Origin of the sequence: Bacillus thuringiensis, assembly GCF_001455345.1 — a bacterium.
In the GTDB taxonomy this organism is placed as follows: Bacteria; Bacillota; Bacilli; order Bacillales; family Bacillaceae_G; genus Bacillus_A; species Bacillus_A thuringiensis_N.
The window spans coordinates 2,846,478-2,872,864 of record NZ_CP013274.1 but is presented as its reverse complement, the minus strand read 5'-3'; the positions used below and the strand labels follow the sequence as shown (position 1 = coordinate 2,872,864).

Genomic DNA, 26,387 nt, shown 5'->3' with positions numbered 1-26,387 from the left:
AAATGAGAAAAATGTTACTTATTTTATTAAGTGCTATCGCGGTATTTGCACTTGCAGCATGTACCGGTAATAAAGTAGATAAAAATACGTCTAAAAAATTTATTCCAAAAGCGGAAGAAATTGTATCATTATTAAATGAGGCAAAGTATAAAGAAGTGCATGAGAAATTTGATAGTAAAATGAAAGCTGGGTTACCAGAAGAAAAAATGAAAGATCTTACACCTGTAATTGAGAAAGCTGGTACGTTTGAAAAAATTGAAAAACAATCGATTGAAGAAAACGATGGTTTATATACGGTTATTCTTGTAGCAAAGTATAGTAAAGAACAACGTACCTTTATCATTACTTATAATGACAAAGAAGAAATCGCAGGTTTATTTATTAAATAAAAAAGAGATACAGTGGAAGTTACCGCTGTATCTCTTTTTTTATTTTAACCAAATTATGGTTATTTATGCTACTATGAACTTATAGCTATATAGAAGGGGGAGGTTAGTATGAAAGCTGAAATAGTTCCTAAAAAGAAGTACAGTATAATAAGCTATATCTCTTTACTCATCGGCATTTTATGTTTTCTGTTCGTTTTTATTACACCGACAAGGATAGCGAATGCAGGTAATATAGTGGGAGATTATGTTACAGTTGCCCTGACAGTTGCAGGTATCATACTTTCTGTCATTACAATGGCGAAAAAAACAGAGAAGAAGGGCATTGCTATTCTTTCGTTCATACTGTCCTCATCATTCTTTATATTTTGGATTATCGCGATTATTTTAGTTTTGACTGGTCGAGTTAGTTTTGCGCCGTAATACCGAATAAAAAGAGTCCTTCATATGAGAAGGACTCTTTTTATTCGGTATCTTCCGGTTGATATTCTAAAATATCCCCAGGTTGGCATTCTAATGCTTTACAAATAGCTTCTAAAGTTGAAAAACGGACTGCTTTTGCTTTTCCATTTTTCAAGATCGAAAGGTTAGCCATTGTAATTCCAACCTTCTCCGAAAGCTCTGTTACACTCATTTTTCTTTTCGCTAACATTACATCAATATTAATAATAATTGCCATATTATTCACCTCAGACCGTTAAATCATTTTCTGATTTTATATCTATCGCATCTTTTAATAGTCTTTGGAGAACGGCAGCAAAGACCGCGATTACCATTGAAGCAAAGATTAGGATCATGCCAATTATAATGATACCAGGTGCGTCATCTTTCTCAGCCACGAGATAGAAGAGTGGCATGCCTACTACATATAATATACTAATTGTAATAGCGCATTGCTTTATCTTTTTTAAACTTCTAACAGATAATTTCGAGAAGGCATTACCTTTGTCAATGTAGCTTACAAGTTTAAAGGCTTCGTATAGAGCGAAATAAAAAGGTATCACCGTTGCATATAGATTGATTAAAACAAGATATTTTATATATGCAATATCGGGATACAGTTTTGCTGCATAATTCCCGATGTTAGGAATTGAAAATATACACAAAGCGAAAACAGGAATACCGATAAGGATAATAGCTATCTTTAAAAAGAGTGTTGATCCTTGTTTCATAAAAAGCACCTCATTTTTAAATTATCCTTTTAATTTAACATAAAATTTATTGTTTAACAATAAATTTTTATTTGTTTCAGTCGAATTTTTATTGATAAATATATGTTATTGAAGAAAATGATAAGACAATTTTATAAAAGAGGTTTGGCTTCTAATTATTTGAAAATAAAAAGCTATGATATGTACCGCTGCTTTTTAAATAAAAGAAAGTGAAGGTAATGATTGTTAGCTTCATGAAAATTGGGGACTAATAAAACATATATAGGTTGTGGACATCTTTTTGTATATAAATGAATGTGAAACATACGGAGGAACAACAATGTCGAATTTGGGTTTAAAGATGAAGAAGTTACTGTTAGTAGGAACAATCACACTAAGTATGTTATGTACTGAAAATATGATGAATGATCATGCGGTGGAAGCTAAAGTGAAAAAAGTAGAACGACAACCGAAAAATGTAATCATGATGGTTATGGACGGAACGAGTTCTTCAGCAACTACATTAGCTCGCTTGTATAAAGGGAAACCACTTGCATTAGATGAAATTGTAACAGGCGGAGTTCGTACATATTCGGCGGAATCAGCTATAACAGACTCAGCTCCAGCAGCTACAGCTTTAGCAACGGGGAATAAATCGAATTCAGGATATGTAGGTGTATTACCTACTATTGTGAGTTCACCTGGCTTAAAACCAATAAAAGAAGAGGACAAATTACGGCCAGTTGCCAATGTTTTAGAAGGTGCCAAACGTACTGGTCGCGCTACTGGAATTGTTGCTACAGCTGAAATTCAGCATGCTACACCGGCCGGATTCTCTGCTCATCATGTCAACCGCAAGCATTTTGACGTAATTGCAGAGCAACAAGTATATCAAAATATAGATGTCGTATTAGGCGGGGGGAAAGCGGCACTGCTACCTGTAACAAACAGTGGAATTCGAAAAGATGGTGAAGATTTAGTAAAAGTGATTCAAAATAGAGGGTACGACTTTGTTGAAACGAAAGAAGCATTATTGGACTCTAAATCTAATAAAATTTGGGGCTCTTTCTCACATAATGCCTTAGCGTTTGATATGGATCGTGAAGCAACAAACCCAGAGCAGCCAACACTTTCTCAAATGACAGAAAAAGCAATTCAAACGTTATCAAAAGATAAAGATGGCTTCTTTTTGTTTGTAGAGGGAAGTAAGCCAGACTGGGCAGCTCATGTAAACGATCCAATTGGGATGATTAGTGATGTGTTAGCATTTGATAATGCAGTTGCAGAAGCATTGACGTTTGCAAAAAAAGATGGTAATACGATGCTAATAGCCGTAGCGGACCATGGTAATAGCGGTATTTCTATTGGCAATATGAATACGACAAAAGGATATAATACTACGCCAGTTTCTGCATATATTGATCCATTGAAAAAAGTGAAAATGACTCTTGAAGGGACTATAAATAATTTAAAATCTGATTTATCAAATGTAGAAGATGTAGCTAAGTTATATGGATTGGACAATTTAACTTTTGATGAAAAAGAAAGGTTAAAAGCGGCTAAAAAGAAAATAGATGTAGGTTCAATTTTCACTATATTATTGGCTAACCGTGCGAACATAGGCTTTACAACAGGAGGGCATACAGGTGAGGATGTATTTTTATATTCATATGGTCCTCAAAATCCATCTGGATTAATTCAAAACACGGACGTTGCGAAGACGATGGCGAAAGCGATGGGCTTTAACTTAGAAGAAGTAACAAAAAAATTATTTGTAGAGAGTGAATCAGCCTTTAAGCAGAATGGTGCAACTGTAACAATAGATAAAACTGATGTAGCGAACCCTGTACTCGTAGTAAAACGTAATAATGTAAAAGCTCAATTATTTGTTAATAAAAATATAATTCGTATTAAGAATAAAGAGTATGAATTAGGAAGTGTTGTTGTAGAAAGTAATGGTAAGTTCTATATACCAGAAGAAGCAAGCCGTTTATTCATAAAGCATTCTCGTTAAAAAATGCCAATTCCTTAGCTACTACTTAGGAATTGGCATTTTTTGTGTAGGTAACATTTCATTCGAAAAAAAGAGGAAAGAGGATCAAAAATTTTAGAATAGATGTCCTGTAAATGTATCTATTTTATATTTTTCACCCTAAAAAATATTTCTCAACATTTTACCCTTTTAAAAAGATTGAATATTCGTATTATAACGAATATTATATTGCTATCGGCAAAAAACGATAATTTGCAGACACTGGGGAGGAAATACATTGAAAAAGAAAAAGAAATTAAAACCTTTAGCGGTATTAACAACAGCAGCCGTGCTAAGTAGTACGTTTGCTTTTGGAAGTCATGCAGCGTATGCTGATGCGCCACCATCTCTACCAATTGATGAGCATTTAATCCCTGAGGAGCGTTTGGCAGAAGCGCTGAAGCAACGGGGAGTAATTGATCAATCTGCATCACAAGCTGAGACATCAAAGGCTGTCGAAAATTATGTTGAGAAAAAGAAAGGGGAAAACCCTGGGAAAGAAATCTTGACAGGAGATAACCTTACGCAAGAAGCTTCAGATTTTATGAAAAAAGTAAAAGATGCAAAAATGAAGGAAAATGAACAGGCGCAACAGCCCGAAGTAGGACCAGTAGCTGGACAAGGTGCAGGATTGAACCCTGGAAAATTAAATGGAAAAGTACCGACTACACCAGCAAAGCAAGCTGATTACAATGGGGCTGTTCGAAAAGATAAAGTGCTTGTATTACTCGTAGAATTTAGCGATTTTAAGCATAACAATATTGATCAAGAACCAGGTTATATGTATTCTAAGGACTTTAATCGTGAACATTATCAAAAAATGTTATTTGGTGATGAACCATTTACATTATTTGATGGATCAAAGATTAATACATTTAAACAGTATTATGAAGAACAATCTGGTGGAAGCTACACAGTGGACGGTACTGTAACGGAATGGCTTACTGTTCCAGGGAAAGCATCAGACTATGGTGCGGATGCGGGAACTGGTCATGACAACAAAGGTCCTTTAGGTCCAAAGGATTTTGTGAAAGAAGCATTGAAAGCAGCAGTAGCAAAAGGCATTAATTTAGCTGATTATGATCAATTTGATCAATACGATCAAGATGGTGATGGAAATAAAAATGAGCCAGATGGAATCATTGATCATTTAATGGTAGTACATGCAGGCGTGGGTCAAGAAGCTGGCGGTGGTAAATTGAAAGATGATGCGATTTGGTCTCATCGTTCAAAATTAGGATCGAAGCCATATGCGATTGATGGTACAAAATCTTCTGTTTCGAACTGGGGCGGAAAGATGGCTGCATACGATTATACAATTGAGCCTGAAGACGGAGCGGTTGGTGTATTTGCACATGAATATGGTCATGATTTAGGCTTGCCAGATGAATATGATACAAAGTATTCAGGACAAGGTGAACCAGTTGAATCATGGTCCTTAATGAGCGGCGGTAGCTGGGCTGGAAAAATTGCAGGTACAGAGCCAACAAGTTTCTCACCGCAAAATAAAGAGTTTTTCCAAAAAAATATGAAGGGGAACTGGGCGAATATTGTTGAGGTAGATTATGATAAACTTCGCACGGGAATCGGTACTGCAACGTATTTAGATCAAAGTGTGACAAAATCAAAACGACCAGGAATTATTCGTGTTAACTTGCCGGACAAAGATATAAAAAATATTGAGTCAGCATTTGGTAAGAAGTTTTATTACAGCACGAAAGGAAATGACATTCATACAACACTTGAGACACCAGTATTTGACTTAACGACTGCAACGGATGCTAAGTTTGATTATAAGGCATTTTATGAACTGGAAGCGAAGTATGACTTCCTTGACGTATATGCGATTGCAGAAGATGGAACGAAGACACGCATTGATAGAATGGGCGAAAAAGATGTAAAAGGCGGCGCGGATACAACTGATGGTAAGTGGGTTGATAAATCATACGATTTAAGCCAATTCAAAGGAAAAAAAGTAAAATTGCAATTTGAGTACTTAACAGATATTGCAGTAGCTTATAAAGGATTTGCGTTAGACAATGCAGCATTAACTGTAGATGGAAAAGTTGTTTTCTCTGATGACGCAGAAGGCCAGCCAGCAATGACACTAAAAGGATTTACTGTGTCTAACGGATTTGAACAGAAAAAACATAATTACTATGTAGAGTGGAGAAATTACGCTGGTTCTGACACTGCGTTACAATATGCGCGTGGTCCAGTATTTAATACAGGAATGGTTGTATGGTATGCGGATCAAAGCTTTACAGATAACTGGGTAGGCGTTCATCCAGGTGAAGGATTCCTTGGAGTAGTAGACTCTCATCCAGAGGCAATTGTAGGAACATTAAACGGACAACCTACTGTGAAGAGCAGTACGCGTTATCAAATTGCCGATGCGGCATTCTCATTTGATCAAACGCCAGCATGGAAAGTAAATTCACCAACTCGCGGTATCTTTGACTATAAAGGATTACCAGGAGTTGCAAAATTTGATGATTCTAAGCAATACATCAACAGCGTTATTCCAGATGCCGGACGTAAGTTGCCGAAATTAGGATTGAAGTTTGAAGTAGTAGGTCAAGCTGAAGACAAGTCTGCAGGTGCAGTTTGGATCCATCGATAAAATAAAGTGAAATGAAGAGGAGCTGCCATAAGTTGGTGAAACTGACTTATGGCAGCTCTTTTTTCTTGTGAATAAGAGATCGCTAAATAAATGAAAAATAAATATTTATCATTTAAAGGAAGAAATAAGATATTATAGAAGTGAAAAAATTATCTGTTTTTATAAGTGTGTATTGGAAAACTAGAAGTTTCCTTGACAAATGAAATGCTCTATCTGTCTAATTATAGCGCTATTTTGAACGTAAGCAATTTGTAAGTAATGAGTAAGAAAAAAGAGATTTTCATATTATATAATATTTATTACATCTACTTTTAACACCTGATACTAATAGTATGCTATAATATGAATTAGCAACATAAAGGAAGGGAATTAGAAAAAATGACATTAGAAAAAACTAAAAATTTAAAAAAACAAGTTGCTCCTTATGAAAAATCAACAATTAAAAAAAGCGTGTGGCAACTTATTAACACAGTCGTGCCGTTTATTATTTTATGGTACCTCGCTTATAAAAGTTTGTCTGTTTCTTATCTGTTAGCATTAGTTCCATCTCTGTTAGCTGCTGGTTTTATGACACGAATTTTCATTATTTTTCATGATTGTACCCATTATTCATTCTTTAAAAGTCGACGTGCAAATAGAATAGTAGGTACATGTATGGGTGTGTTAACGTTATTCCCATTTGATCAATGGGGGCATGAGCATGCGATTCATCACGCTACAAGTGGTAATTTAGATAAGAGAGGTACAGGAGATATTTGGACGCTTACAGTGGATGAATATGTAGCTGCGCCATTTAGAATTCGTTTAGCATATCGCTTATATCGCAATCCATTCGTTATGTTTGGATTAGGTCCGATTTATGTTTTCTTGCTTAAAAATAGATTTAACCGAAAAGGTGCTAGACAGAAAGAACGTATGAATACGTATTTGACGAATATTATAATTGTTGCTGTAGTAGCGATACTTTGCTGGGCAATTGGGTGGCAATCGTTTCTGTTCGTACACGGTACTATATTCTTAATCGCAGGTTCAGTAGGGATTTGGCTGTTTTACGTACAGCACACATTCGAGGATTCTTATTTTGAAGAAGATAAAGATTGGGAATATGTGAAAGCGGCAGTGGAAGGAAGTTCGTTTTATAAACTTCCAAAAATTTTGCAATTCCTAACTGGTAATATTGGATTCCATCATGTTCACCATTTAAGTCCAAGAGTACCTAACTATAAATTAGAAGAAGCACATAATAATACGCTTCCTTTAAAAAATGTACCAACGATTACTCTTGCGACTAGCTTACGTTCACTTCGTTTCCGTCTTTGGGATGAGAAAAGTAACAATTTTGTTAGCTTTAAAGAATTTAAAAATATAATTAAAAACAATGTTTCTGTTCGGGTGAAATCTGAACTATAATTTCATCGTATATAAGACTCCCCTTAATCATTTTGATTTAAGGGGAGTTTTTGTTTTAAAAATAGATGACCGATATTAAGGGTAAATTGAAATAAATATGTGTCGGTAAAAATAATAAGAGACGATAAATATGTTATGTAAACAAATTAGACCGTTATAATTTTTTATTATTGTAACGCTATAATACATATATAATGTAAAGTAACAGATGGATGATAGTAATCATAAGAACACATATAACATAATAAAATAGTTCTTTCAAAGGGAAGGGGCAAATGAAAGATGCTGAATTTACAAGGGAAATACAATGAAGCGAAAGTATTTACTAATAACGTTGATGAAACTGCAACTGGGCAGATTATTGATCTTTGTAACCAAGAATTCGTAAAGGGTAGTCAAATTCGTATTATGCCAGATACACATGCTGGAGCAGGTTGTACGATTGGGACAACGATGACAATACAAGATAAAATCGTTCCTAATCTTGTAGGGGTAGACATTGGTTGTGGTATGGAAGTTGTTGTGATTGATAAGAAAAAAGAAGAAATTAATTTTGATTACTTAGACGAAACAATTCGTAAATTTGTTCCAAGCGGTTTTCGTATACGAGATAAAGAACATCGATTCTCAAAAATGATTGATTTTGATGGGGTGAGAGCTCCATTTACATTACAACGCGCTCAAAAAAGTATAGGTACTCTTGGGGGAGGAAATCATTTTATCGAACTAAATGAAGACGATAAAGGAAATGTATATATTGTCATTCATAGTGGTTCTCGTAATTTAGGTAAACAAATAGCAGAGTATTATCAGAACTTCGCATATGAACAACTTATTCATGTTACATCAATGAAAGATGAGATTATTAAGAGATTAATGAAAGAGGGGAGAGAAAAAGAAATACAAGAAACTTTACGTGGAATAAAGAAGCCTAATATTCGAAAAGAATTAGCTTATTTAGAAGGACAGGGATTCGAAGATTATATGAATGACATGAATATTGCTCAAAAGTATGCTGAGTTAAATCGTAAAGCAATGATGGATGAAATTGTTACTAAAATGGACTGGAAAATAACGGATCAATTTACTACAATACATAACTATATTGACATAGAAAATATGATTCTACGAAAAGGTGCTATTTCAGCTCAGAAAGATGAACGAGTCATTATTCCCATTAACATGAGAGATGGTTCAATTATTGCATTTGGTAAAGGTAATCCAGACTGGAACTTTTCTGGTCCGCATGGGGCAGGACGTATCATGAGTCGTAAGAAGGCTAAAGAATTATTGAGTCTAGAGGAATTTCAAAATACGATGACAGAAGTGTGGACTACATCGGTAGTAGAAAGCACAATTGATGAGGCACCAATGGTATACAAACCAATGGATGAAATTATAGAAAATACAAAAGAAACGATAGATATAAAACATATTATTAAGCCGTTGTATAATTTTAAAGCGAATTAGTATGATAAAAGACCGCACATGAAATGAAAATCATGTGCGGTCTTTTATATAAAAAGTATTACATAGTCTCGCTAATTTTAGTTTCACTTTGAGTGTTAGTAGAAATTCTTTTCTTCACTTTAAAGTGATAGTAAGTGTAGCAAAAGATGATAAATGGGACAGTGCAATAGATTCCTAGACGTTGTTCTGGGATAAAGATTAGACTGATTAATATAATGCCGTACAATCCAAAACCAAGTATTGGTACAAGTGGATAAAGTGGAGTTTTGAACTTTAAGTCTTCTAATTTTCCGCCGTCTGCTAAATAATGTTTACGGAAAAAGAATTGAGAGACACAAATTGACATCCAAACAATGATTGTTATGACGCCAGAAATGGAAATTAACCATAAGTAAACAGTTTCAGCAGCTACTACGCTTGTCAAAAGAGAAAAAGCAGAAATAGCAATTGTCATAATTAAAGCGTTTAGAGGTATTCCTCGTGATGATAATTTCTTTAAAAAGGCTGGAGCCATTTCGTTTTTGGATAATGACCAAAGCATACGAGTTGCCGCGTACAGTCCTGAGTTTGCGACAGAAAGAACAGCAGTAAGAATAACAAAGTTCATAATATCCGCCGCATATGGAATGCCGATATTATCAAAAACAGCAACGAACGGGCTTTTTGTTAATCCTGCTTCTTCCCAAGGAATTAAAGCAACAAGAACAAAGATTGCTAAGACGAAGAAAAACATCGTACGCCATATAATATTTCTAATAGAACGAGGTAAAGTTTTTGCTGGATCTTCACTTTCACCTGCTGCGATTCCGACCAGTTCTGTACCTTGGAAGGAATAATTGACTGTAACCATTGTTAATAGAATAGCTGCAAGTCCATTTGGGAATAAACCACCATGATTTACGAAATTTGATAATAGCGGAGCTGGTTCGTCGCCTTTTAAATCAATTAAACCGAACATAGCGGCGCCGCCAAGAATAATAAAAGCGATAATGGCAGATACTTTGATACTTGAAAACCAAAATTCTGTTTCTGCATAACTACGAGCAGATAGTGCGTTAATCGTGAAGATTGTAACGCCAAATATTAAACACCAAACCCAAACAGGAATATCAGGAAACCAGCGCTGCATTGTAATACCGGCAGTTGTAAATTCAAGGCCGGTCGTATTCGCCCAGCTTAACCAATATAACCATCCGATTGTAAAGCCAGTTGCAGGATTGATAAACTTAGTGGCATATTCCTGGAAAGACCCTGAAACGGGCATGGCTACAGCGAGTTCACCAAGACATAGCATAACGAAATACATTAATAATCCACCGGCCATAAAGGCAAGTACGGATCCACCAGGTCCAGCTTGACTTATAATAAAGCCGGATCCGTTAAATAAACCCGTTCCAATCACACCACCGAGTGCAATCATGAATAAGTGTCTACTTTTCATCGTACGTTTTAATTCATTGTTTGTATTATTTACTTGCGCCATTGTTTTCCTCACTTTCGTAGTTGATAGAATAAAGTTCGATGTTTTTCCGTATTATGGAATGTATTCCGTGATGTGAAATCTTGTTATAATTTTCAGATAATTAAAAAGAAAAGTCAATATTTTTTTGTTTGCGCTTTCAAATTATTGTTCGTAATATATTTTTATTTTTAGAAAATTGAATAAATGGATTGATTTCATTTCGAATTTTTGTTAAATTGATAGGTAATTGAGCGTACTAACATATTACAAGTCAAGTAGAGGTGAGTTATGGTACAGTCCATTGATCGAGCGATAAGTATTATAAAGTTATTAAATTCTACTAATGAAAAAGAGTATTGGGCCATTTCTGATATAGCGGACAGAACACATCTCCCAGTTAGTACAGTACATAGATTACTTAACTCTCTAATCGAGCATGGGCTAGTTACGCAAATTTCAGAAACGAAACAGTACAAAATTGGGCCAATGTGGATGGAAGTAGGATTACGTCAACTGGAGAAGGTAGACTACAGATCAGTTGCAAGAGAAGTGATGAAGCGGTTAGCCTCTGAAGTGGAAGAAAGTGTGTATTTGAACATTCCAAATGGAACGCATTCTATTATCATTGAAAGAATGGATAGCCCTTTAAAAATTCGAGTTATTGATAACTTAGGGGAACAAATTCCACTTTCAATTGGTGCTGCAAATAAAACGATGCTTGCCAATATGAAAACGAATGAAATGGAACATATTGTAGAACATTTACTTTCTTCATTACCAGAACAAAAGCACATTCTTTTAGATCAAATAAAGCAAATAAAAACTGAAGGATATGCGGTAAGTTATGGTGAAAAAACAGAAGGGACAGCTTCAGTAGCTGCACCTATTATCGGATTTAATCATAAAGTAGTAGGAGCATTAAGTGTTGGGTTAATTAGTCATCGCATAAATGATGATCGACTATCTTTTCTTATTAGTAAGGTAAAACAAGCAGCTCATGAAATATCAATAAAAATCGGCAGTACATCAGAACTATAATTTTGATAACTGTCGTCATTTTTTATTCATATACTGGAATTCGTTTTCATAATGCGGAAAAATAGGGGGATTTATATGTCAAAGTGGCAATCAAAAGAACAATTGATTCAATTATTAAGCAGTCTTGTTGAAATTCCTAGTATTACCGGTACAGAAGCAGAAGTGATATTGCCAGACTTTGTTGTGGAACAATTATCTGATTTACAGTACTTCAAAGAAAACCCGCATCATTTGCAAAAAAATCCGACCGGCGACGGACGATATTTTGTTACAGCACTAGTAAAGAAAAGCGATAGTACAAAAAATACCGTAATTTTAGTTAGTCACTTTGATGTTGTAGATGTGCAAGATTACGGAGTATGGAAAGAAGATGCATTTAATCCTAAAAAGTTAACGTCTATGTTTTATTCTCATAAAGATGAACTACCGGGCCATGTACGTGAAGATATAGAACAAGGAGATTGGCTGTTTGGCAGAGGAACAATGGATATGAAATGCGGCCTCACATTACAAATGGCAATGATTGAGCAAGCCTGTGAAGGAAGATTTGACGGGAATGTTCTTTTATTGGCTGTTCCAGATGAAGAAGTAAACTCTGTAGGGATGAGGGCCGCTGTTCCGAGACTGTTAGATTTAGCAAGAGAGCATAACTTAGATTATAAAACGGTCTTAAACTCAGAGCCTATGTTTTCAAGACATCCTGGTGACCAAAATAAGTATATTTACACTGGCTCTATTGGTAAAGTGTTACCTGGTTTTCTTTGCTACGGAAAAGAGACACATGTAGGTGAACCTTTTGCAGGGTTAAATGGGAGTTATATGGCTTCATTAATAACAGCAGAATTAGAGTTAAACACAGACCTTTGTGATATTGTAGAAGGGGAAGCGAGTCCTCCGCCAACTAACTTACTTCAAAGGGACTTAAAAGAGGATTATTCTGTACAAATTCCGCATCGTGCAGTTACATTATTTAATTTGTTTTTATTAGAAAAATCAATGACAGATGTCGTTTCATTGTTACGTCAAAAAGTAACGAAAGTAGCAGAGAAAATAGAAGAGTCGTATGAAAAACATGCATATCGTTTTTCTAAATATAATCCATTCATACCGCCTCACCTCAAAGTAAATGTATTAACGTATGAAGAGCTTATCGCATATGCAATTGAACAACATGGACAAAAGAAAATAGATGAAATTCAATCTAGCATTATTAAAAATAGAGAAGATAAAGATGATCGTGCGGTAACGATTGATTTAGTAGATAAACTAGCTATTTTATGTAAAGAAAAGGCGCCGATGATTGTACTTTTCTTTGCTCCGCCATATTATCCAGCAGTAAGTTCACGCAACAACCAGTTGATTAAAGAAGTAGTTGGAGAAATGGAAAAGTATGCACACTTCAATCATAATATTACATTTGAAAACCAAAACTATTTTGGAGGAATTTCAGATTTGAGCTATGTGGGCTTACAGAACCCATTAGATTCCATGAGTTCACTTGTAGACAATATGCCATTATGGGATAAAGGTTACTCAATTCCACTTCAGGAACTAGAAGAGTTTGACGTTCCAGTATTAAATATGGGGCCAGTAGGAAAAGATGCTCATCAATGGACAGAACGTCTAGATGTAAATTACGCATTTGAAACGCTATTAGACATGTTACCGATTTGCATTGAAAAATTACTTGTTTCTAATAAAATTACACAAGTATAGTAGGGAAGGGAAAAGTAAAATTATTTTAATATAATTAACAACTGAAACGGCCAAACTCAAGTAAATTCGAGTTTGGCCGTTTATCATGTAGTGCATTTCTAATGAAATTCATAACTAACGTGATCTCTTTTATAGTTTTACTTTTTCGTTTGACCAGATAGTTCGACAGACTTTTGTGTACAACGTTGCATAGCTGAAATGATGGCTGTTCGTAAGCCTTTTTCCTCTAAAGTTGCTACAGCTTCTATCGTTGTTCCGCCAGGAGAACAAACCATATCTTTCAATTCACCTGGATGTATTCCTGTTTCTAGTACCATTTTTGCAGAGCCTAATACTGCCTGAGCAGCAAATTTATATGCTTGATTTCTTGGCATGCCATCTAGTACAGCAGCATCTGCCATCGCTTCTATAATCATATATACGTATGCTGGTGAAGAACCACTTACAGATGTTACAACATCCATTAACTTTTCACTTACAATCTCTGATTGACCAAAACTATTGAAAATGTTTAGCACATCTTCTAAATCTTTTTCTGTCACCATTTCATTAGGACATAATGCAGACATTCCTTCTCCAACAAGAGCAGGAGTATTAGGCATTACTCTTACAACTTTTAATTTTTTATTAAAGGCATTTTCAGTACTTTCAATACTTTTACCAGCAGCGATCGTAACGATGATAGCATCGTTTTTTATCACTTCTTTAATTTCGTTAATTACTAATGGGTATAAGTCTGGTTTAATTGATAAAATTAAAATATCAGCATTTTTAGCGACTTCATTGTTGTCAGTAGTTATAGTTATTCCGTACTTTTCACTAGCATTTTCTAAATTTGTCGTGTTTAAATCTGAACAAATGATATGATTTGAAGATACTATATGTTTATTTAGCATCCCGCCAATGATAGCCATCCCCATATTTCCGCATCCGATGAATCCAATTTGTTTATCCATAATAATTCAATCTTGCTCCTTTTTAATAAATTATATCATTTTGAAATTGTTATCTTAACATAACAATAACATCTCTGTGCAATATAAAGAAACATTCTAAGAGAATATATTCCTTTTTGCAACACTAAAAAATAAAAATCAATTATATTCGACATTTTGTAAATATATACACTATAGTTTAAGGCTTTATATTTATGTATATGAGTTAGCCTTATACCGATTTGTATTTTCATTCAGTAGGGTAATAATTTCATACAAGTAACTTGTCGCTCTATTTATTTTATAAAATACTACTTGACACCAAATCGAACTATATCGCATAATATAAAAAAATTAGATTGAAAATCGTTGAAGGGAATTAGTACATATGTCTTCTTGCGAAAGAGAGTGGAATTCACCGGCTGAAAGATTCCTCGTATAGAATGTATCGAACCTATCCCTGAGTCTTAAACGAAAGTTTAGGCGTTCGCCTGCGTTATAGGCACCAAGTGGATATCTATGTATATCAATTAAGGTGGTACCGCGGAACAATGACCGTTTCGTCCTTTTTATTTTATGAAGGGCGAAACGGTCATTTTTATTTTGCTCTTAAATAGACTAGGTGCAGCACTCATAAGAATAGAAATCGCTGCAAACTGTATGAATAAAAGTGTAATGTATAAAAAACTTTGATTTTAGACTTGGGGGATATAAAAGTGAAAAAGCAACGAATTGTTGTAAAGATTGGGAGCAGTTCTTTGGCGGATAGTCATGGAGGCATTTCTAAAGAACAACTTTCAGATCATGTTGCCGCATTGGCTCGATTGAAAGAGGAAGGGCATGAAGTTTTGTTAATTACATCTGGGGCCGTTGCTGCAGGTTTTTCTGCTCTAGGATATCCTAGCAGACCTGTAACAATTAAAGGAAAACAAGCAGCTGCAGCTGTCGGACAAAGTTTGTTAATGCAGGCGTACACGGAGGAATTCCGTAAATACGGTATCGTTACTGCGCAACTTTTGCTGACGAGAAGTGATTTTTCTAGAAAAGAACAATATAGTAATGCTTACGCTACGTTAGGAGAGTTACTAAACCGTGCTGCTCTTCCAATTATTAATGAAAATGATTCCATCTCTTTAGAGGAGCTAACGTTCGGAGATAATGATATGCTGTCAGCTTTAGTAAGCGGACTTGTGTCAGCGGATATGCTTATGATTTTTACGGATGTGAACGGTTTATATGACAAAAATCCTCAGAAAAATGCGGATGCGAAAAAATATTATTTCCTTCCTGAAGTTACAGAAGAAATCGCTTCTCTTGCTGGAGATGCTGGTTCAAAACTTGGGACTGGCGGTATGAAATCAAAAATTGATGCTGCAAAGACAGCGCTATCTCTTGGTGTGAGTGTATTTATCGGAACAGGACGTGGACAGGAGAAATTTGTAGATGTTTTGAAGGGGAAAGGTGACGGAACGTATGTCGGAAATGCCCCTCAAAAAGAAATGAAGATGAACAAGCAATGGATTGCTTTGCATTCGGTTGTTAGCGGACAAATTGAAATAGACGCCGGAGCAGCTACAGCTATCATTCAGCATGGCAAGAGTCTTCTTCCAGCAGGTGTTACAAATGTGTCAGGGTTTTTCCAAGTGGGCGAAGTCGTAGAAGTTGTAACGCAACAAGGACGCGTAATAGGTAAAGGCCAATGCACGTATAGCGCAGAGGAATTAAGAGATGTAAAAGGTATGCAAAGCCAACATATTCAAGCAAGAGGCGAAAGGCATAATTATGAAGTCATCCATAGAGATTATTGGGTGTCACTTTAAGAATAGTGATGTTAAAAAGGAGGAAATGAAGATGAATGAAGTGTTGGCAAAGGGAAAAAAAGCGAAAGAAATTGCTAGAGAACTTGTACTAAAATCTACAAGTCAAAAAAACGAAGCACTTGCTGCAATTGCTGAAAGGCTAATAGTAGAAACAGTTTATATTGTAGAGGAAAACAAACGTGATATCGAAGAAGGGAAGGCGAAAGGATTTTCCGATTCTCTTCTTGATCGTCTTATGCTGAATGAACAGCGTATTGTTGATATGGCAGAGGGGATTAAACAGTTAATTGATTTACGTGATCCTGTTGGAGAATGTGTAAGCGAATGGGAGCGACCAAATGGATTATCTATTCAGGAGATGCGTGTACCACTTGGTGTTGTTGGCATGATTTACGAGGCAAGGCCGAATGTAACGGTAGATGCTGCTACAATTTGTTTGAAAACAGGAAACGCAGTTATATTACGAGGTAGTTCTTCTGCTATCCATTCTAACAAAGCCATCGTTGCCGTTATTCATCGAGCGCTCAAACAAACAAGCTTGCCAGAAGAAAGTGTACAGCTTATAGAAGACACAACACGGGATAGCGCAAAGCAGTTGTTTACAATGAATGATTACCTAGACGTTCTTATTCCAAGAGGTGGCAAACAATTAATTGATACTGTAGTGAGAGAAGCTTCTGTTCCAGTACTTGAAACAGGTGCGGGAAATTGTCATATTTTCATTGATGAAACGGCAGATAAGCAAATGGCAATTGATATTATTATAAATGCAAAAACGCAGCGTCCATCTGTATGTAATGCCATTGAAACGATTGTACTTCATGAGAAGTGGGCGCAGCAATTTGGTAGCGAGTTGTTTTCAACTTTGAAGGAAAAAGGTGTGGAGCTACGTGGTGATCAGAGAGCATTGGCAATTGATTCTTCAATTGTACGTGCTTCAAAAGAAGACTGGGGTACAGAATTTTTAGCACTCACGTTGGCAGTGAAAGTAGTTTCTTCTATAGAAGAAGCGATTCATCACATAAATACGTATGGATCTATGCATTCCGAAGCGATTATTACAGAGGACGAGGAAAACGTCAATAAGTTCTTCACATCTGTTGATGCAGCGGCACTGTATCATAATGCATCCACTCGTTTTACTGATGGATCTGAATTCGGATTTGGAGCAGAGATTGGTATCAGTACACAAAAGCTGCATGTAAGGGGACCAATGGGACTTCCTGCACTAACTTCTACAAAATATGTGATTCGTGGAAATGGTCAGATTCGAAAGTAAAAATAAAAGACACTCAATTCGTTTGGGTGTCTTTTGTTTTAAAGATTATTTATTTACCATACAAATAGCCCAACAAGCATAGCGCTTAATAAGGAAACTGCCATCCCGCTAACAAGAAGCTTCCAAACATTTTTACCGATTATGGCTGATTTTTCTCCGCCAAATAATGAATTGTAAGTTCCGTAAATCATACCTACTGTACTAAAGTTAGCAAAAGAAGCTAGAAATGTAGTTGCAACTGCAACTGTATGTGGTTGTAAAGACTTTAGGTTCGATTTTAAATCCATCATTGCAACAAATTCATTCGTCGTTATTTTAATCCCCATTAATTCAGCTACATACATCGCATCACTGCCCGATAAACCGAGTAAAAAAGCAAAGGGGCTAAAGATAATGGAGAAGATTTTTTGAATTGTTAAACCTGTGACGAAAAAGCTTAAAATCCCATTTAAACATGCAGTTAATGCTACATAACCAATTACCATAGCTAGAATAACGATAACCATATTCATCCCAACTAACATACTGTTTGAAATTGTAGAAAAGAAATCTTTTTTTTCATCTTTTGAAGGTGTATATACGACATCATCTTCTTTCGTAACTTCCACAGGATTTAATACATTGGCTAAAATTAATGCATTAATACAGTTTAAAGGGATTGCGCTGAAAATGTATGTTGCTGGAACCATTGATAAATAGGCGCCAAGAATGGATCCGCTAACGCTACTCATACTCATAATTCCAAAAGTCAGCAAACGATTTTCTTTTAAAACGGATAACTGATCACGAACAACTGCAAGTGCTTCTGTGTTTCCTAAAAACATCATTTGAATGGAAAAGAAACTTTCTAACTTTGGTAAACGAGAAATCTTTGAAATAACTGCACCTACTTTATCAATAATCCAAGTTAGGATTCCAAAGTACGAAAGAATATCAAAGAACGTGATAACAAAAATGATAGGAAGTAATGCACTAAAGAAGAAATCAACGGTTTGATTTTCCATAGCGGAAGGAAAGGCAAACCGAATACCTTCATTCGCGCATGCTAGTAACCAACTGAAAAATGAAGCAATTTTATTAATGATAATACTGCCGAGCTTCGTGCCTAACATAAACCATGTAATAAAGAGCTCCAATATGATGAGAATAACGATTGGTCTCCATTTTATTTGTTTTTTATTAGGCGAACATAGAAAAACGATTAATATGACAACAAAAATCCCTAACATATTTAATATAAAATGCATGTCAACAACTCCTTAAAAGTTATTATTTGTATATAAAAAAGCTCCTATTCTTCCTAATTTAGAATGAGTGTATTTCCATTTATATTTTTATGAATTCTAAAAAAATAGAAGGTATAATTCGATGAAAATAGAATTTAATATGTAGCAAACAAGGAGGGGATAAAATGGAGGTCTATCACATAACGAGTAGAAAGAGGGAAACTTATAACGTTCAAGTGAAATATTCGATACTTTTCGAATGCGCGCTTGGCATTGCAGCGATTACTCATAAAAGGTTAATTGATACACTTGAAAAGTCTCAAAGTGAATGGGAAGAGATTAGACAATCATTAACAAAAGAGATGAGAGAGCAATTACAGTTTGTAGAAGAACATAATACGTGGAAAGCGTTGCTTCAGTTGTTGTATGAAGAGGATTTTCAGGATGTATCGCAGTTTCATGCTAAAATCTATTCACTTTCAGAAGAAGATTTGAAGTATATATGTTTACCGTTTTTAGGAGAGAAGTACCAAGAAAAAAGAACTTTAGCGGCAAGTGGAAACGTAACTGCAATACATGAACTAATGGAACTGACACAAGAACATCAGTTTTTCTCTACGTATATTCGTTTTATATGTGATGTTGATGTACAAGTGCTAAAATCCCATTTAATTGCTGTTATGACAGGTTGGTATGAGATCGTTATTCAGAAAGAGGAAGAAGAAATACTTTCTATATTCAAACGAGACTATGAAGCAAAGAATGAAATGAATAAAAAGATGAAACCAGAAGAGTTTGTTGAGTGGGCTACAGGTGGAGTTAATTATATGCCAGAACCAAGTGTTCATCACGTGCTTCTTATCCCGCAAATGACGTACAGACCGTGGAATATTGAGGCGGATATTGAAGATACGAAAGTATTTCATTATCCAGTTGCAAACGAAAGTATTCATCCTGAAGATCCATATGAACCGAATTATTTTTTAGTTCAAAAACATAAAGTTCTTGGGGATGAAGCGAGGTTACGCATTGTAAAAATGTTGTTTGAAAAAGAACGTACATTGCAGGAAATTACAGAAAGATTGCAACTTGGTAAATCGACCGTACATCATCATTTGAAACTTTTACGTGCAGCGAAGTTAGTGGATATACATGACGGGAAATATGTATTAAGAAAGAAAGCAGTACAGTCGTTAGCGAAAGAATTAGATGAGTTTTTAAATAGATAATATGCAACAAGAATGTACATAAAGGGAGGAATTTAAGAGAAAAGTTGGTGTATGAAATTGAAAAATGTATTTAAAAATCGTTCGTTCTTTTTTATGTGGATTGGTAGTGCAATCTCAGAATTAGGAGGGGGTTTCGGAACGTTATGTAATTCAATTCTAGTATATGAGTTAACAGGATCGGAAATGGCTTTAAGTAGTATGTGGCTATTATATTTCATCCCATCACTCATACTGCAATTATTAAGTGGCCCATTTATTGATAAATGGAGTCGGAAGTGGATTATGATTTTTTCACAATGGATACGAGCGTCCGTATTCTTATTACCTTTGGTGATGCTAGTTTCAGGTAGTATAGAAGTTTGGCACATTTATGTTGTTCAAATTGTAGTGGGACTTATTACACCGCTCTATACACCTGCAAGTCAAGCAATTACACCGAGCATTGTAGGGAAAGAACAACTTCAAGATGCAAATGCGTACATTGATGGAATGACTCGCCTTATGATGTTTCTTGCGCCGGTATTAGGCGGAGTAATCATTCATTTGATTGGAACAGAGCTTACATTAGCTTTCGTATGCATGTGTCTATTTGTTAGTGGCACTTTCTTACTTTATATAAAAGAAAATAGAACGTCGCATCCTAATCGGAAAACGTGGCTAGAACAATTTCTTCACGGTTTTACATATTTTTTCAAAAAACCAATTATTGTTTGGCTCGGTATATTTCTGACTTTCGTGCAATTTGGAGTAGGGGTAACGATGGTTACAAATCTTCCTTATATAAAAGATGAGCTGTCAGTGGGATACGCGGAGTATGGTTATTTTATGGCCGGATTTCCATTTGGCTATGTAGTTGGATCTATACTAGTTGGAAAAGTAACATATAAAAGTCGGCGTATACTTATGCTTGGAGGATTGTTTATAGGGGGACTCACATACATTTCGCTAGGTTTTAACCACAGTATTGTAATAGCGGTAATAATTGAAATAATAGCAGGTATTTGCATTGCCTTTTTCAATGTTTATAACACGACAATATGCCAGCAAACAGTCCCAAACAATATGATAGGACAAGTATTTTCAGTGCGATTATTTTTCATACGATCCGCTATGCCGTTAGGTGTGTTAGTAGGGGGAGTATTGAGTGAAATGTGGGGAGTAAGAGCACTATACTTTATTATCGGTTCCATGATATGTGTCACTTCTTTAATCGGAATATTACTTCCATATTTCAAATTTTTAGATGGGGCAGTTGAAGAGAAAACGGCATAATTCGAAAAATTTAAACTTTATAATTGAAAATAATTATCATAATCAATTATAATAGAAGAATACTAGTATTCGTATAACAAAGAGGGAGTGGGATATATGTTTATCGAAACGAAAACATTTACAGTAAAAGAAGGTACATCAAATATAGTTGTAGAACGTTTCACTGGAGAAGGTATTATTGAAAAATTTGAAGGCTTCATCGATTTAAGTGTTCTTGTGAAAAAAGTAAGACGCGGCGACGAAGAAGTTGTCGTAATGATTCGCTGGGAATCTGAAGAAGCATGGAAAAACTGGGAAACAAGTGAAGAACACTTAGCTGGACATAGAGCGGGCCGTGGTAAACCAAAACCAGATCATATTATTAATGTGGATCATGCGGTTTATTATGTGAAATCATCGAAATCGGCTTATCAACAGTTGTAATATATATGTAAAGGTAGAGGGTATTTGTTTATTAATAAACAAATATCCTCTTTTTTGATTTATAGTAAAATATGGATGTGATATATGTTTATTTGTTTAATTGTAAATGGAGGTAAATGAAGTGAAAAGAATATTACTAATGACAACTTTAGCAACGACATTATTATCAGCGTGTAGTAATAATAATGTGAAAGAAGAAGTATTTAAGAATGAGGAAGAAAAACGTGAAAGCAGTGCAAAAATAGTAGAGCAGAAGGAGTATATCATTATTGATAAGAAACATAATGATATATTTCTAAAAGATGCTAGTTCAAATAAAGAAGATAGTGTGAAAGTAAGTTTAAATGATTTAAATCCAACAAAATGGGAGGCACCTGTAAGAAACGGTATCCCAGATATAGGTGATCATATCTCTTTGGAAAAAGAGGGGGGCAAATACACACCTACATTAGTAAAAGATCTTGTTGGTAAAATAAAGTATGATGGTACAATTAAATATAAAATTTTAGAAGCAACTAGTAAATCAGTTAAGTGGTTACCACTAAATAAAGAGAACGATGGAGGGGTTGTTCCACCAGAGATGGTAAAAGTAGTGAACGCTTCGAAAATAAAGGCTGGAGACATTGTAACGATTCAAGATAAAACAAAAAGCAGTGAAGATGTAATTGTATATGAACTGACAATTGTTGAATAAGTATGTAGAAGATGAAAGATATAAGAGAAGTAAAAAATATATAGACAACGAATAACTCCTTAATAATGTGTGTGGAGGTTACAAATGTTAGAAGCACAAATATTTATTAAACATGAACAACATAAAAAATTAGTGCAAACAATAGTAGCGGAAACCTTATCTATGGAAAAGGTACATGGATTCATGCTAATTGGATCTGTCGCAAGAGGCGATGCATATACTGATTCAGATTTAGATTTCTATATTCTTTTAGAAGATGGACAAAAGAAAAAATTTCATTCTGAAACGAGAGAAGATATTTTAGTTGAATATAAGAGTGCAGATTTTAATCAAATTCAAGTAAACTTTAAAAACAATCCGATGGAACTTTACTCATTTCTAGAAGGGGAAATTTTGTTTGATAAAAGCGGTGAGTTGAAAAAATTAAAGGAAATAGCTACATATGAATTTGAAAACTATCGTGTTTCTAGCGACAAAGTGAAGGGCATTTCTCATTGGTTGCATAGTTCATTAATTAAAATTCAATCTGCTTTGAAAGCAAATGATGAGTTAAAAGCTTCATACATAGTTCAAACTTCAACTTGGACATTGTTAGATGGGATATGGGCTGTTAATAATAAGCCTACACCGCCAGCGGGATCTGTTTTGAAGTATTTTGAAACATTATCTAAAGTACCAACTCATTTTGAAGGTTTTATAAATAAACTGTTTTTAGGTGATACGACAGAACGTACCTCTACAGCAATTTTCTTGATTGAGTGGGTTTTACACAATTTGAAAAAAAATAATGTGACTATTTTATATAGGTAAAATAATATTTCGCGTCGAACGATTTATGGAATTGCAGTCGTAAAAAACGTTCTAGGTTATAGAGAAAAGTATTAGACTATAAAGCATAGTCTTAGATGGAACGGTTGAATATCTTACCTTATATATTTAAGTGTTATGAAAATGAGTCTACATACCCTCTGCTTAAAAGGAGATGAGTGAATGAAGTTAAATCATTTGAATCTATGTGTTGATGATTTATCAGAAGCGAGACACTTCTTTGAAACATTTTTTGATTTTCAATTTTTGGAGCAAAAGGGAAAGGCACTAGTAGTGATGAGTGATGAGAGTGGATTTATACTTGTGCTGAGCGATCCAAAAGCATTTAAGGGGAATAAGGAAGTTACGTATCCAGAAGCTTTTCATATTGGTTTTTTAGTGGATACTTCAAAGGAAGTTGATCAAGCATATAATCGTTTAGTAGATGGCGGCATTGAAATAGAAAAGGCACCGTATGCGATGAGAGGTAGTAGTTACGGTTTTTATTTTTCAATGTTTAATGGGTTATTAATTGAAGTGTCTTGTCTTGACTATAAAGATGGTAAGAAAATTCAATAGCAATTAACAAGAGTAATTGTTTGAAGATGTAAATATAGCCCCTTATCCAGTTGGGAAAGGGGCTTGATTATTTTGTTTGTTTTTTAAGGCGTATAAAAGGTAAAAAAACAAGCGGATTTTAGTCAGGAATATGACTTGTGAGAAAGCGTCTTTATTAATCTATCTGAATTTCAAATTCAAGCACAGCTTGATCTTTCCTAAACGGCATATTGTGTTCTTTAAATCGTAAGCTTATTCCAGACAAATTATCAGGAAGCGCAGGAGATATAACGAAATGATGACTCAAATGTCCATCAGTGCCGCCGCCACCTTCTGGCCAGCAGTCATATGTATCGTCTATTGATAATTGGAAGAAACTATGAGGCTTAACTTCATTAAAAGCTTCATTTGTGGAATCCCAATCACTATATAAATAAACTACACTAGCATTTGCATATTGCCGAATAAAAGTTAAAGTATACATGATACCTTTATATTCATACGTTTTAAAAACAGGTATATGTTTTTTGAATGTAGTTGGTTCAACGCGAGGTTTAAATTCTGCTTCGTCCATCATGGAAGAGAATAATGAATTTAGATAGTCTGGATAAAATCCGTATTGCTTTGCCCATTTATAATTCGCTTCATCATGAGGAAAACCTGGGTTACCACCTGAAAGTTCTTTTCGTTCTTTTAATAGTGCACAAATTTTTTCATCGATAGTATATAATCTTTCATCGTAATAATCAGTAGGGCGTTCAAAAGACATTCTTTTCATAAAAATTCCTCCTTTTCTTCATTTTAACAAAAAAGAAATAACGATACATTTTTAAATATAAAAATTAATTGAAAAACTAAAACCATTCGTAAATCAAGTATTATAGATTTAAAATGAAGTTTCATAACAAGGTCTATTTTGCAGAGGAATTAGTTATGCATAAAATAACAATAATGTATCTTGATGCAAGAAAATCTAGAGAATCTAGCAGGTTTCCCATATGGTACAGTACGAAACTATTATCAGTAGTACAGTGATATAAATAGGAGGTTACCACTATGACATCTGTATTTAAAGATATGGCGTTCCAGCTAAAAACGGAACGACTCGACCTGAATATGTGGGAGGAATCTGATGCGGTTTGGCTGAGAAAATTAATTGGTGAACGTGGTGTGGACATGCCAACCATTGAATCTGTTCGTAGTTCTCTTATCGAAATGCGCAAGAAAGCAGCTGAAAATGGCATTTCTCTTCTCACGATTCGTAGACGAGATGAAGGCGATTTCATCGGATACTGTGGCTTAATTATCGGTCGTTCTACGCTTGAAGAGCCAGAGATTGCATACGAGTTGTTCCGAAGTGCTCATCGCATGGGTTATGCGACAGAGGCAGCATCAGCAGTACTTGAGGCTGCGATTGCTACGGGTCGTCATAGACTTTGGTCTACTGTAGGCGCTTGGAATACAGCGTCTTTCCGGGTATTAGAAAAGATAGGGTTTAAGCGACATCACAGTACGTTTGGCGAACGCGGTGAGATTGTTTGGAACGTACGCGATCTGTAGAAATCTAATTAGATTCGAACAATTAAAAATGTAAAAGAAAGCCCATATGTTACATATGGGCTTTTCCTTATAGTAAATATTAATTTTGTATTTATTAAGTGTAATAGTCTATCTATTATCTTAGTTTTTTACATCATCATATAATTCCAGCGCCTCTTTCACATTCAATCCATTTTTTACAATACCATGTATCGCTTGAATCATCGCAGCTGGATGTTCAGATTGCCATATGTTTCGGCCCATATCTACGCCAATTGCACCTTCTTGCAGTGCATTGTACGTAATGTTTAATGCGTCTTCAATTGAATCTAATTTTGGTCCACCAGCAATTACGACTGGGGCAGGGCAAGTGCTTGTAATTTTTTCGAATCCTTCGCAATAATACGTTTTAATAATGTCAGCACCCATTTCAACGCATACACGGGAAGCAAGTGCTAGAAAGCGAGCTTCACGTTTTTGTAATTCTTTCGCAACTGCGGTAATGCCGAGTACTGGTAATCCGTAATCGTGTGCTTCAGAAACTACGTTTGCGAGATTCGTAACTGTTTGTGTTTCATAGTCTGATCCGACGAAAACAGACACACCTACGCCAATCGCGTTTTGTTTTACTGCTTCTTTTACAGGTGTAACAATTGTTTCATTCGCTAAATCTTTACCGACGACAGTAGCTCCGCCTGATACACGCATAACCATTGGTGTGCTGCAGTTTTCAGGAATACAGGAGCTAAGTACACCACGCGTTAAAAAGAGGGAATCTGTGTAAGGAAGTAAGTTTTTAACCGTTTCAAGTGGTTGTTCTAGCCCGTGAATGGGTCCTAAAAAGTAGCCATGGTCTATCGCTAACATAACCGCTCTTCCATCAGGTAAAATTGTATTTAATCGATTTTTAAATCCCCAAGTCATTAGAAATCACTCCTTCGTTAATGTTGGATTTTCCGTTTGTACCGTATCTTTATTTGGTAAATGTGGTGACTTAATAAAAACTGCTTTAAAAGGTTTGTCAGAATGGTTAATAAGATAGTGAGATTCATGAGGGCGAACTTGCAATACATCGCCTTGTTTAATCGGAACTCTTTCGTTATTCACATAGAAATCAATTTCACCTTCTAATGCATAAAAGACTTCCTCGCACGTCGTATGGTAGTGATTTTGAAACTCTTGCCCAGGCTGAATGACAACAAGGCCAAGATCAATATTCGGCCCTTGTATTAAATATTTCGGCCCATTATCACCGAAGCGATAGGAGAAGTCATTTTCATTCGCTTTTAACATACTTTTCACTCCCTTATGTAATGT

Annotated in this window: 25 protein-coding genes and 1 other annotated feature; of the genes, 17 read left to right on the top strand and 8 right to left on the bottom strand. The window is 35.2% G+C overall.

Annotated features, from left to right (window positions below; translation table 11 throughout):
* The first annotated feature begins 2 nt into the window (after positions 1-2).
* Positions 3-389: a DUF3887 domain-containing protein gene (locus tag ATN06_RS15045; RefSeq protein ID WP_060631315.1), complete on the top strand. Its 387-nt coding sequence runs from the start codon at positions 3-5 to the stop codon at positions 387-389.
* Positions 390-497: 108 nt separating this feature from the next.
* On the top strand, positions 498-809 hold the full coding sequence (locus tag ATN06_RS15040; protein ID WP_060631314.1) for a hypothetical protein: 312 nt from the start codon (positions 498-500) through the stop codon (positions 807-809).
* 40 nt (positions 810-849) lie between these two features.
* Here ATN06_RS15040 and ATN06_RS15035 read toward each other — a convergent pair whose 3' ends face one another.
* The gene (locus ATN06_RS15035; protein ID WP_000974619.1) at positions 850-1,065 is read right to left on the bottom strand and encodes a helix-turn-helix domain-containing protein; all 216 of its coding nucleotides are present in this window, start codon (positions 1,063-1,065) and stop codon (positions 850-852) included.
* Between the two features lie 10 nt (positions 1,066-1,075).
* Positions 1,076-1,558 carry a DUF2975 domain-containing protein gene (locus tag ATN06_RS15030; protein ID WP_060631313.1) on the bottom strand — a complete coding sequence of 161 codons (483 nt, stop codon included), beginning with the start codon at positions 1,556-1,558 and terminating at the stop codon, positions 1,076-1,078.
* A gap of 319 nt (positions 1,559-1,877) precedes the next feature.
* Here ATN06_RS15030 and ATN06_RS15025 point away from each other — a divergent pair, with 319 nt between their 5' ends.
* From ATN06_RS15025 to ATN06_RS15010, 4 genes are all read left to right on the top strand, one after another.
* Complete coding sequence (locus tag ATN06_RS15025; RefSeq protein ID WP_060631312.1) at positions 1,878-3,551, top strand: alkaline phosphatase; 1,674 nt, start codon at positions 1,878-1,880, stop codon at positions 3,549-3,551.
* A 256-nt stretch (positions 3,552-3,807) separates the two neighbouring features.
* Entirely contained in the window at positions 3,808-6,192 is a 2,385-nt protein-coding gene (locus ATN06_RS15020; RefSeq protein ID WP_060631311.1) for an immune inhibitor A domain-containing protein, read from the top strand.
* Positions 6,193-6,570: 378 nt separating this feature from the next.
* Positions 6,571-7,602 carry a Delta(5) desaturase DesA gene (locus tag ATN06_RS15015; RefSeq protein WP_060631310.1) on the top strand — a complete coding sequence of 344 codons (1,032 nt, stop codon included), beginning with the start codon at positions 6,571-6,573 and terminating at the stop codon, positions 7,600-7,602.
* 282 nt (positions 7,603-7,884) lie between these two features.
* The gene (locus ATN06_RS15010; protein ID WP_060631309.1) at positions 7,885-9,072 is read left to right on the top strand and encodes an RtcB family protein; all 1,188 of its coding nucleotides are present in this window, start codon (positions 7,885-7,887) and stop codon (positions 9,070-9,072) included.
* A 58-nt stretch (positions 9,073-9,130) separates the two neighbouring features.
* Here ATN06_RS15010 and ATN06_RS15005 read toward each other — a convergent pair whose 3' ends face one another.
* Entirely contained in the window at positions 9,131-10,555 is a 1,425-nt protein-coding gene (locus tag ATN06_RS15005) for an amino acid permease (protein ID WP_060631308.1), read from the bottom strand.
* Between the two features lie 267 nt (positions 10,556-10,822).
* On the opposite strand from ATN06_RS15005, the gene ATN06_RS15000 reads away from it, so the two are divergent.
* Both ATN06_RS15000 and ATN06_RS14995 read left to right on the top strand, forming a co-directional pair.
* On the top strand, positions 10,823-11,572 hold the full coding sequence (locus ATN06_RS15000) for an IclR family transcriptional regulator (protein ID WP_000250776.1): 750 nt from the start codon (positions 10,823-10,825) through the stop codon (positions 11,570-11,572).
* Between the two features lie 75 nt (positions 11,573-11,647).
* Complete coding sequence (locus ATN06_RS14995) at positions 11,648-13,288, top strand: M20/M25/M40 family metallo-hydrolase (RefSeq protein WP_060631307.1); 1,641 nt, start codon at positions 11,648-11,650, stop codon at positions 13,286-13,288.
* A gap of 137 nt (positions 13,289-13,425) precedes the next feature.
* Here ATN06_RS14995 and proC read toward each other — a convergent pair whose 3' ends face one another.
* Positions 13,426-14,244, bottom strand: coding sequence for a pyrroline-5-carboxylate reductase (gene proC / locus ATN06_RS14990; protein WP_000360694.1), 819 nt, complete (start codon positions 14,242-14,244; stop codon positions 13,426-13,428).
* A 339-nt stretch (positions 14,245-14,583) separates the two neighbouring features.
* Positions 14,584-14,794: a binding site (T-box leader), on the top strand.
* Positions 14,795-14,939: 145 nt separating this feature from the next.
* Here proC and proB point away from each other — a divergent pair.
* A complete protein-coding gene (proB, locus tag ATN06_RS14985; protein WP_060631306.1) occupies positions 14,940-16,043 on the top strand; it encodes a glutamate 5-kinase in 1,104 nt (367 codons plus the stop codon).
* Between the two features lie 31 nt (positions 16,044-16,074).
* Positions 16,075-17,322: a glutamate-5-semialdehyde dehydrogenase gene (locus ATN06_RS14980; protein WP_060631305.1), complete on the top strand. Its 1,248-nt coding sequence runs from the start codon at positions 16,075-16,077 to the stop codon at positions 17,320-17,322.
* Between the two features lie 53 nt (positions 17,323-17,375).
* On the opposite strand, the gene ATN06_RS14975 is transcribed toward ATN06_RS14980, so the two are convergent.
* On the bottom strand, positions 17,376-18,569 hold the full coding sequence (locus ATN06_RS14975) for a NupC/NupG family nucleoside CNT transporter (RefSeq protein WP_060631304.1): 1,194 nt from the start codon (positions 18,567-18,569) through the stop codon (positions 17,376-17,378).
* A gap of 164 nt (positions 18,570-18,733) precedes the next feature.
* Here ATN06_RS14975 and ATN06_RS14970 point away from each other — a divergent pair, with 164 nt between their 5' ends.
* From ATN06_RS14970 to ATN06_RS14945, 6 genes are all read left to right on the top strand, one after another.
* Entirely contained in the window at positions 18,734-19,777 is a 1,044-nt protein-coding gene (locus ATN06_RS14970) for an ArsR/SmtB family transcription factor (RefSeq protein ID WP_060631303.1), read from the top strand.
* A gap of 51 nt (positions 19,778-19,828) precedes the next feature.
* Positions 19,829-21,049 carry an MFS transporter gene (locus ATN06_RS14965; protein ID WP_060631302.1) on the top strand — a complete coding sequence of 407 codons (1,221 nt, stop codon included), beginning with the start codon at positions 19,829-19,831 and terminating at the stop codon, positions 21,047-21,049.
* Between the two features lie 96 nt (positions 21,050-21,145).
* On the top strand, positions 21,146-21,472 hold the full coding sequence (gene hmoA / locus ATN06_RS14960; protein ID WP_000469497.1) for a heme-degrading monooxygenase HmoA: 327 nt from the start codon (positions 21,146-21,148) through the stop codon (positions 21,470-21,472).
* Between the two features lie 106 nt (positions 21,473-21,578).
* Positions 21,579-22,166, top strand: coding sequence for a hypothetical protein (locus ATN06_RS14955; RefSeq protein ID WP_060631301.1), 588 nt, complete (start codon positions 21,579-21,581; stop codon positions 22,164-22,166).
* 84 nt (positions 22,167-22,250) lie between these two features.
* A complete protein-coding gene (locus ATN06_RS14950; RefSeq protein WP_060631300.1) occupies positions 22,251-22,976 on the top strand; it encodes a nucleotidyltransferase domain-containing protein in 726 nt (241 codons plus the stop codon).
* Positions 22,977-23,156: 180 nt separating this feature from the next.
* Positions 23,157-23,552 (top strand): VOC family protein, encoded by a 396-nt coding sequence (locus ATN06_RS14945; protein WP_060631299.1) that lies wholly within the window; start codon positions 23,157-23,159, stop codon positions 23,550-23,552.
* Between the two features lie 154 nt (positions 23,553-23,706).
* Here ATN06_RS14945 and ATN06_RS14940 read toward each other — a convergent pair whose 3' ends face one another.
* Complete coding sequence (locus ATN06_RS14940; RefSeq protein WP_060631298.1) at positions 23,707-24,309, bottom strand: hypothetical protein; 603 nt, start codon at positions 24,307-24,309, stop codon at positions 23,707-23,709.
* A gap of 278 nt (positions 24,310-24,587) precedes the next feature.
* Between ATN06_RS14940 and ATN06_RS14935 the strand changes: the two genes are divergently transcribed.
* Positions 24,588-25,091 carry a GNAT family N-acetyltransferase gene (locus tag ATN06_RS14935; protein WP_029438749.1) on the top strand — a complete coding sequence of 168 codons (504 nt, stop codon included), beginning with the start codon at positions 24,588-24,590 and terminating at the stop codon, positions 25,089-25,091.
* 120 nt (positions 25,092-25,211) lie between these two features.
* Here ATN06_RS14935 and lsrF read toward each other — a convergent pair whose 3' ends face one another.
* Complete coding sequence (gene lsrF / locus ATN06_RS14930; RefSeq protein WP_000219782.1) at positions 25,212-25,994, bottom strand: 3-hydroxy-5-phosphonooxypentane-2,4-dione thiolase; 783 nt, start codon at positions 25,992-25,994, stop codon at positions 25,212-25,214.
* Positions 25,995-26,000: 6 nt separating this feature from the next.
* Positions 26,001-26,363, bottom strand: coding sequence for a cupin domain-containing protein (locus ATN06_RS14925; protein ID WP_000909986.1), 363 nt, complete (start codon positions 26,361-26,363; stop codon positions 26,001-26,003).
* Positions 26,364-26,387 lie beyond the last annotated feature (24 nt).

Bases quoted from the DNA above. Each gene is read 5' to 3' on its own strand.
- ATN06_RS15025 (WP_060631312.1), top strand. From the start codon at position 1,878: ATGTCGAATTTGGGTTTAAAGATGAAGAAGTTACTGTTAGTAGGAACA.
- ATN06_RS15035 (WP_000974619.1), bottom strand. From the start codon at position 1,065: ATGGCAATTATTATTAATATTGATGTAATGTTAGCGAAAAGAAAAATG.
- proC (WP_000360694.1), bottom strand. From the start codon at position 14,244: ATGGATAAACAAATTGGATTCATCGGATGCGGAAATATGGGGATGGCT.
- ATN06_RS14995 (WP_060631307.1), top strand. From the start codon at position 11,648: ATGTCAAAGTGGCAATCAAAAGAACAATTGATTCAATTATTAAGCAGT.
- ATN06_RS14980 (WP_060631305.1), top strand. From the start codon at position 16,075: ATGAATGAAGTGTTGGCAAAGGGAAAAAAAGCGAAAGAAATTGCTAGA.
- ATN06_RS15040 (WP_060631314.1), top strand. From the start codon at position 498: ATGAAAGCTGAAATAGTTCCTAAAAAGAAGTACAGTATAATAAGCTAT.
- ATN06_RS14945 (WP_060631299.1), top strand. From the start codon at position 23,157: ATGAAGTTAAATCATTTGAATCTATGTGTTGATGATTTATCAGAAGCG.
- ATN06_RS15010 (WP_060631309.1), top strand. From the start codon at position 7,885: ATGCTGAATTTACAAGGGAAATACAATGAAGCGAAAGTATTTACTAAT.
- hmoA (WP_000469497.1), top strand. From the start codon at position 21,146: ATGTTTATCGAAACGAAAACATTTACAGTAAAAGAAGGTACATCAAAT.
- ATN06_RS14940 (WP_060631298.1), bottom strand. From the start codon at position 24,309: ATGAAAAGAATGTCTTTTGAACGCCCTACTGATTATTACGATGAAAGA.
- ATN06_RS14970 (WP_060631303.1), top strand. From the start codon at position 18,734: ATGGAGGTCTATCACATAACGAGTAGAAAGAGGGAAACTTATAACGTT.
- ATN06_RS15045 (WP_060631315.1), top strand. From the start codon at position 3: ATGAGAAAAATGTTACTTATTTTATTAAGTGCTATCGCGGTATTTGCA.
- ATN06_RS14925 (WP_000909986.1), bottom strand. From the start codon at position 26,363: ATGTTAAAAGCGAATGAAAATGACTTCTCCTATCGCTTCGGTGATAAT.
- lsrF (WP_000219782.1), bottom strand. From the start codon at position 25,994: ATGACTTGGGGATTTAAAAATCGATTAAATACAATTTTACCTGATGGA.
- ATN06_RS14935 (WP_029438749.1), top strand. From the start codon at position 24,588: ATGACATCTGTATTTAAAGATATGGCGTTCCAGCTAAAAACGGAACGA.
- ATN06_RS14975 (WP_060631304.1), bottom strand. From the start codon at position 18,569: ATGCATTTTATATTAAATATGTTAGGGATTTTTGTTGTCATATTAATC.
- ATN06_RS15005 (WP_060631308.1), bottom strand. From the start codon at position 10,555: ATGGCGCAAGTAAATAATACAAACAATGAATTAAAACGTACGATGAAA.
- ATN06_RS15030 (WP_060631313.1), bottom strand. From the start codon at position 1,558: ATGAAACAAGGATCAACACTCTTTTTAAAGATAGCTATTATCCTTATC.
- ATN06_RS15015 (WP_060631310.1), top strand. From the start codon at position 6,571: ATGACATTAGAAAAAACTAAAAATTTAAAAAAACAAGTTGCTCCTTAT.
- ATN06_RS14955 (WP_060631301.1), top strand. From the start codon at position 21,579: ATGGAGGTAAATGAAGTGAAAAGAATATTACTAATGACAACTTTAGCA.
- ATN06_RS14950 (WP_060631300.1), top strand. From the start codon at position 22,251: ATGTTAGAAGCACAAATATTTATTAAACATGAACAACATAAAAAATTA.
- ATN06_RS15000 (WP_000250776.1), top strand. From the start codon at position 10,823: ATGGTACAGTCCATTGATCGAGCGATAAGTATTATAAAGTTATTAAAT.
- ATN06_RS14965 (WP_060631302.1), top strand. From the start codon at position 19,829: ATGAAATTGAAAAATGTATTTAAAAATCGTTCGTTCTTTTTTATGTGG.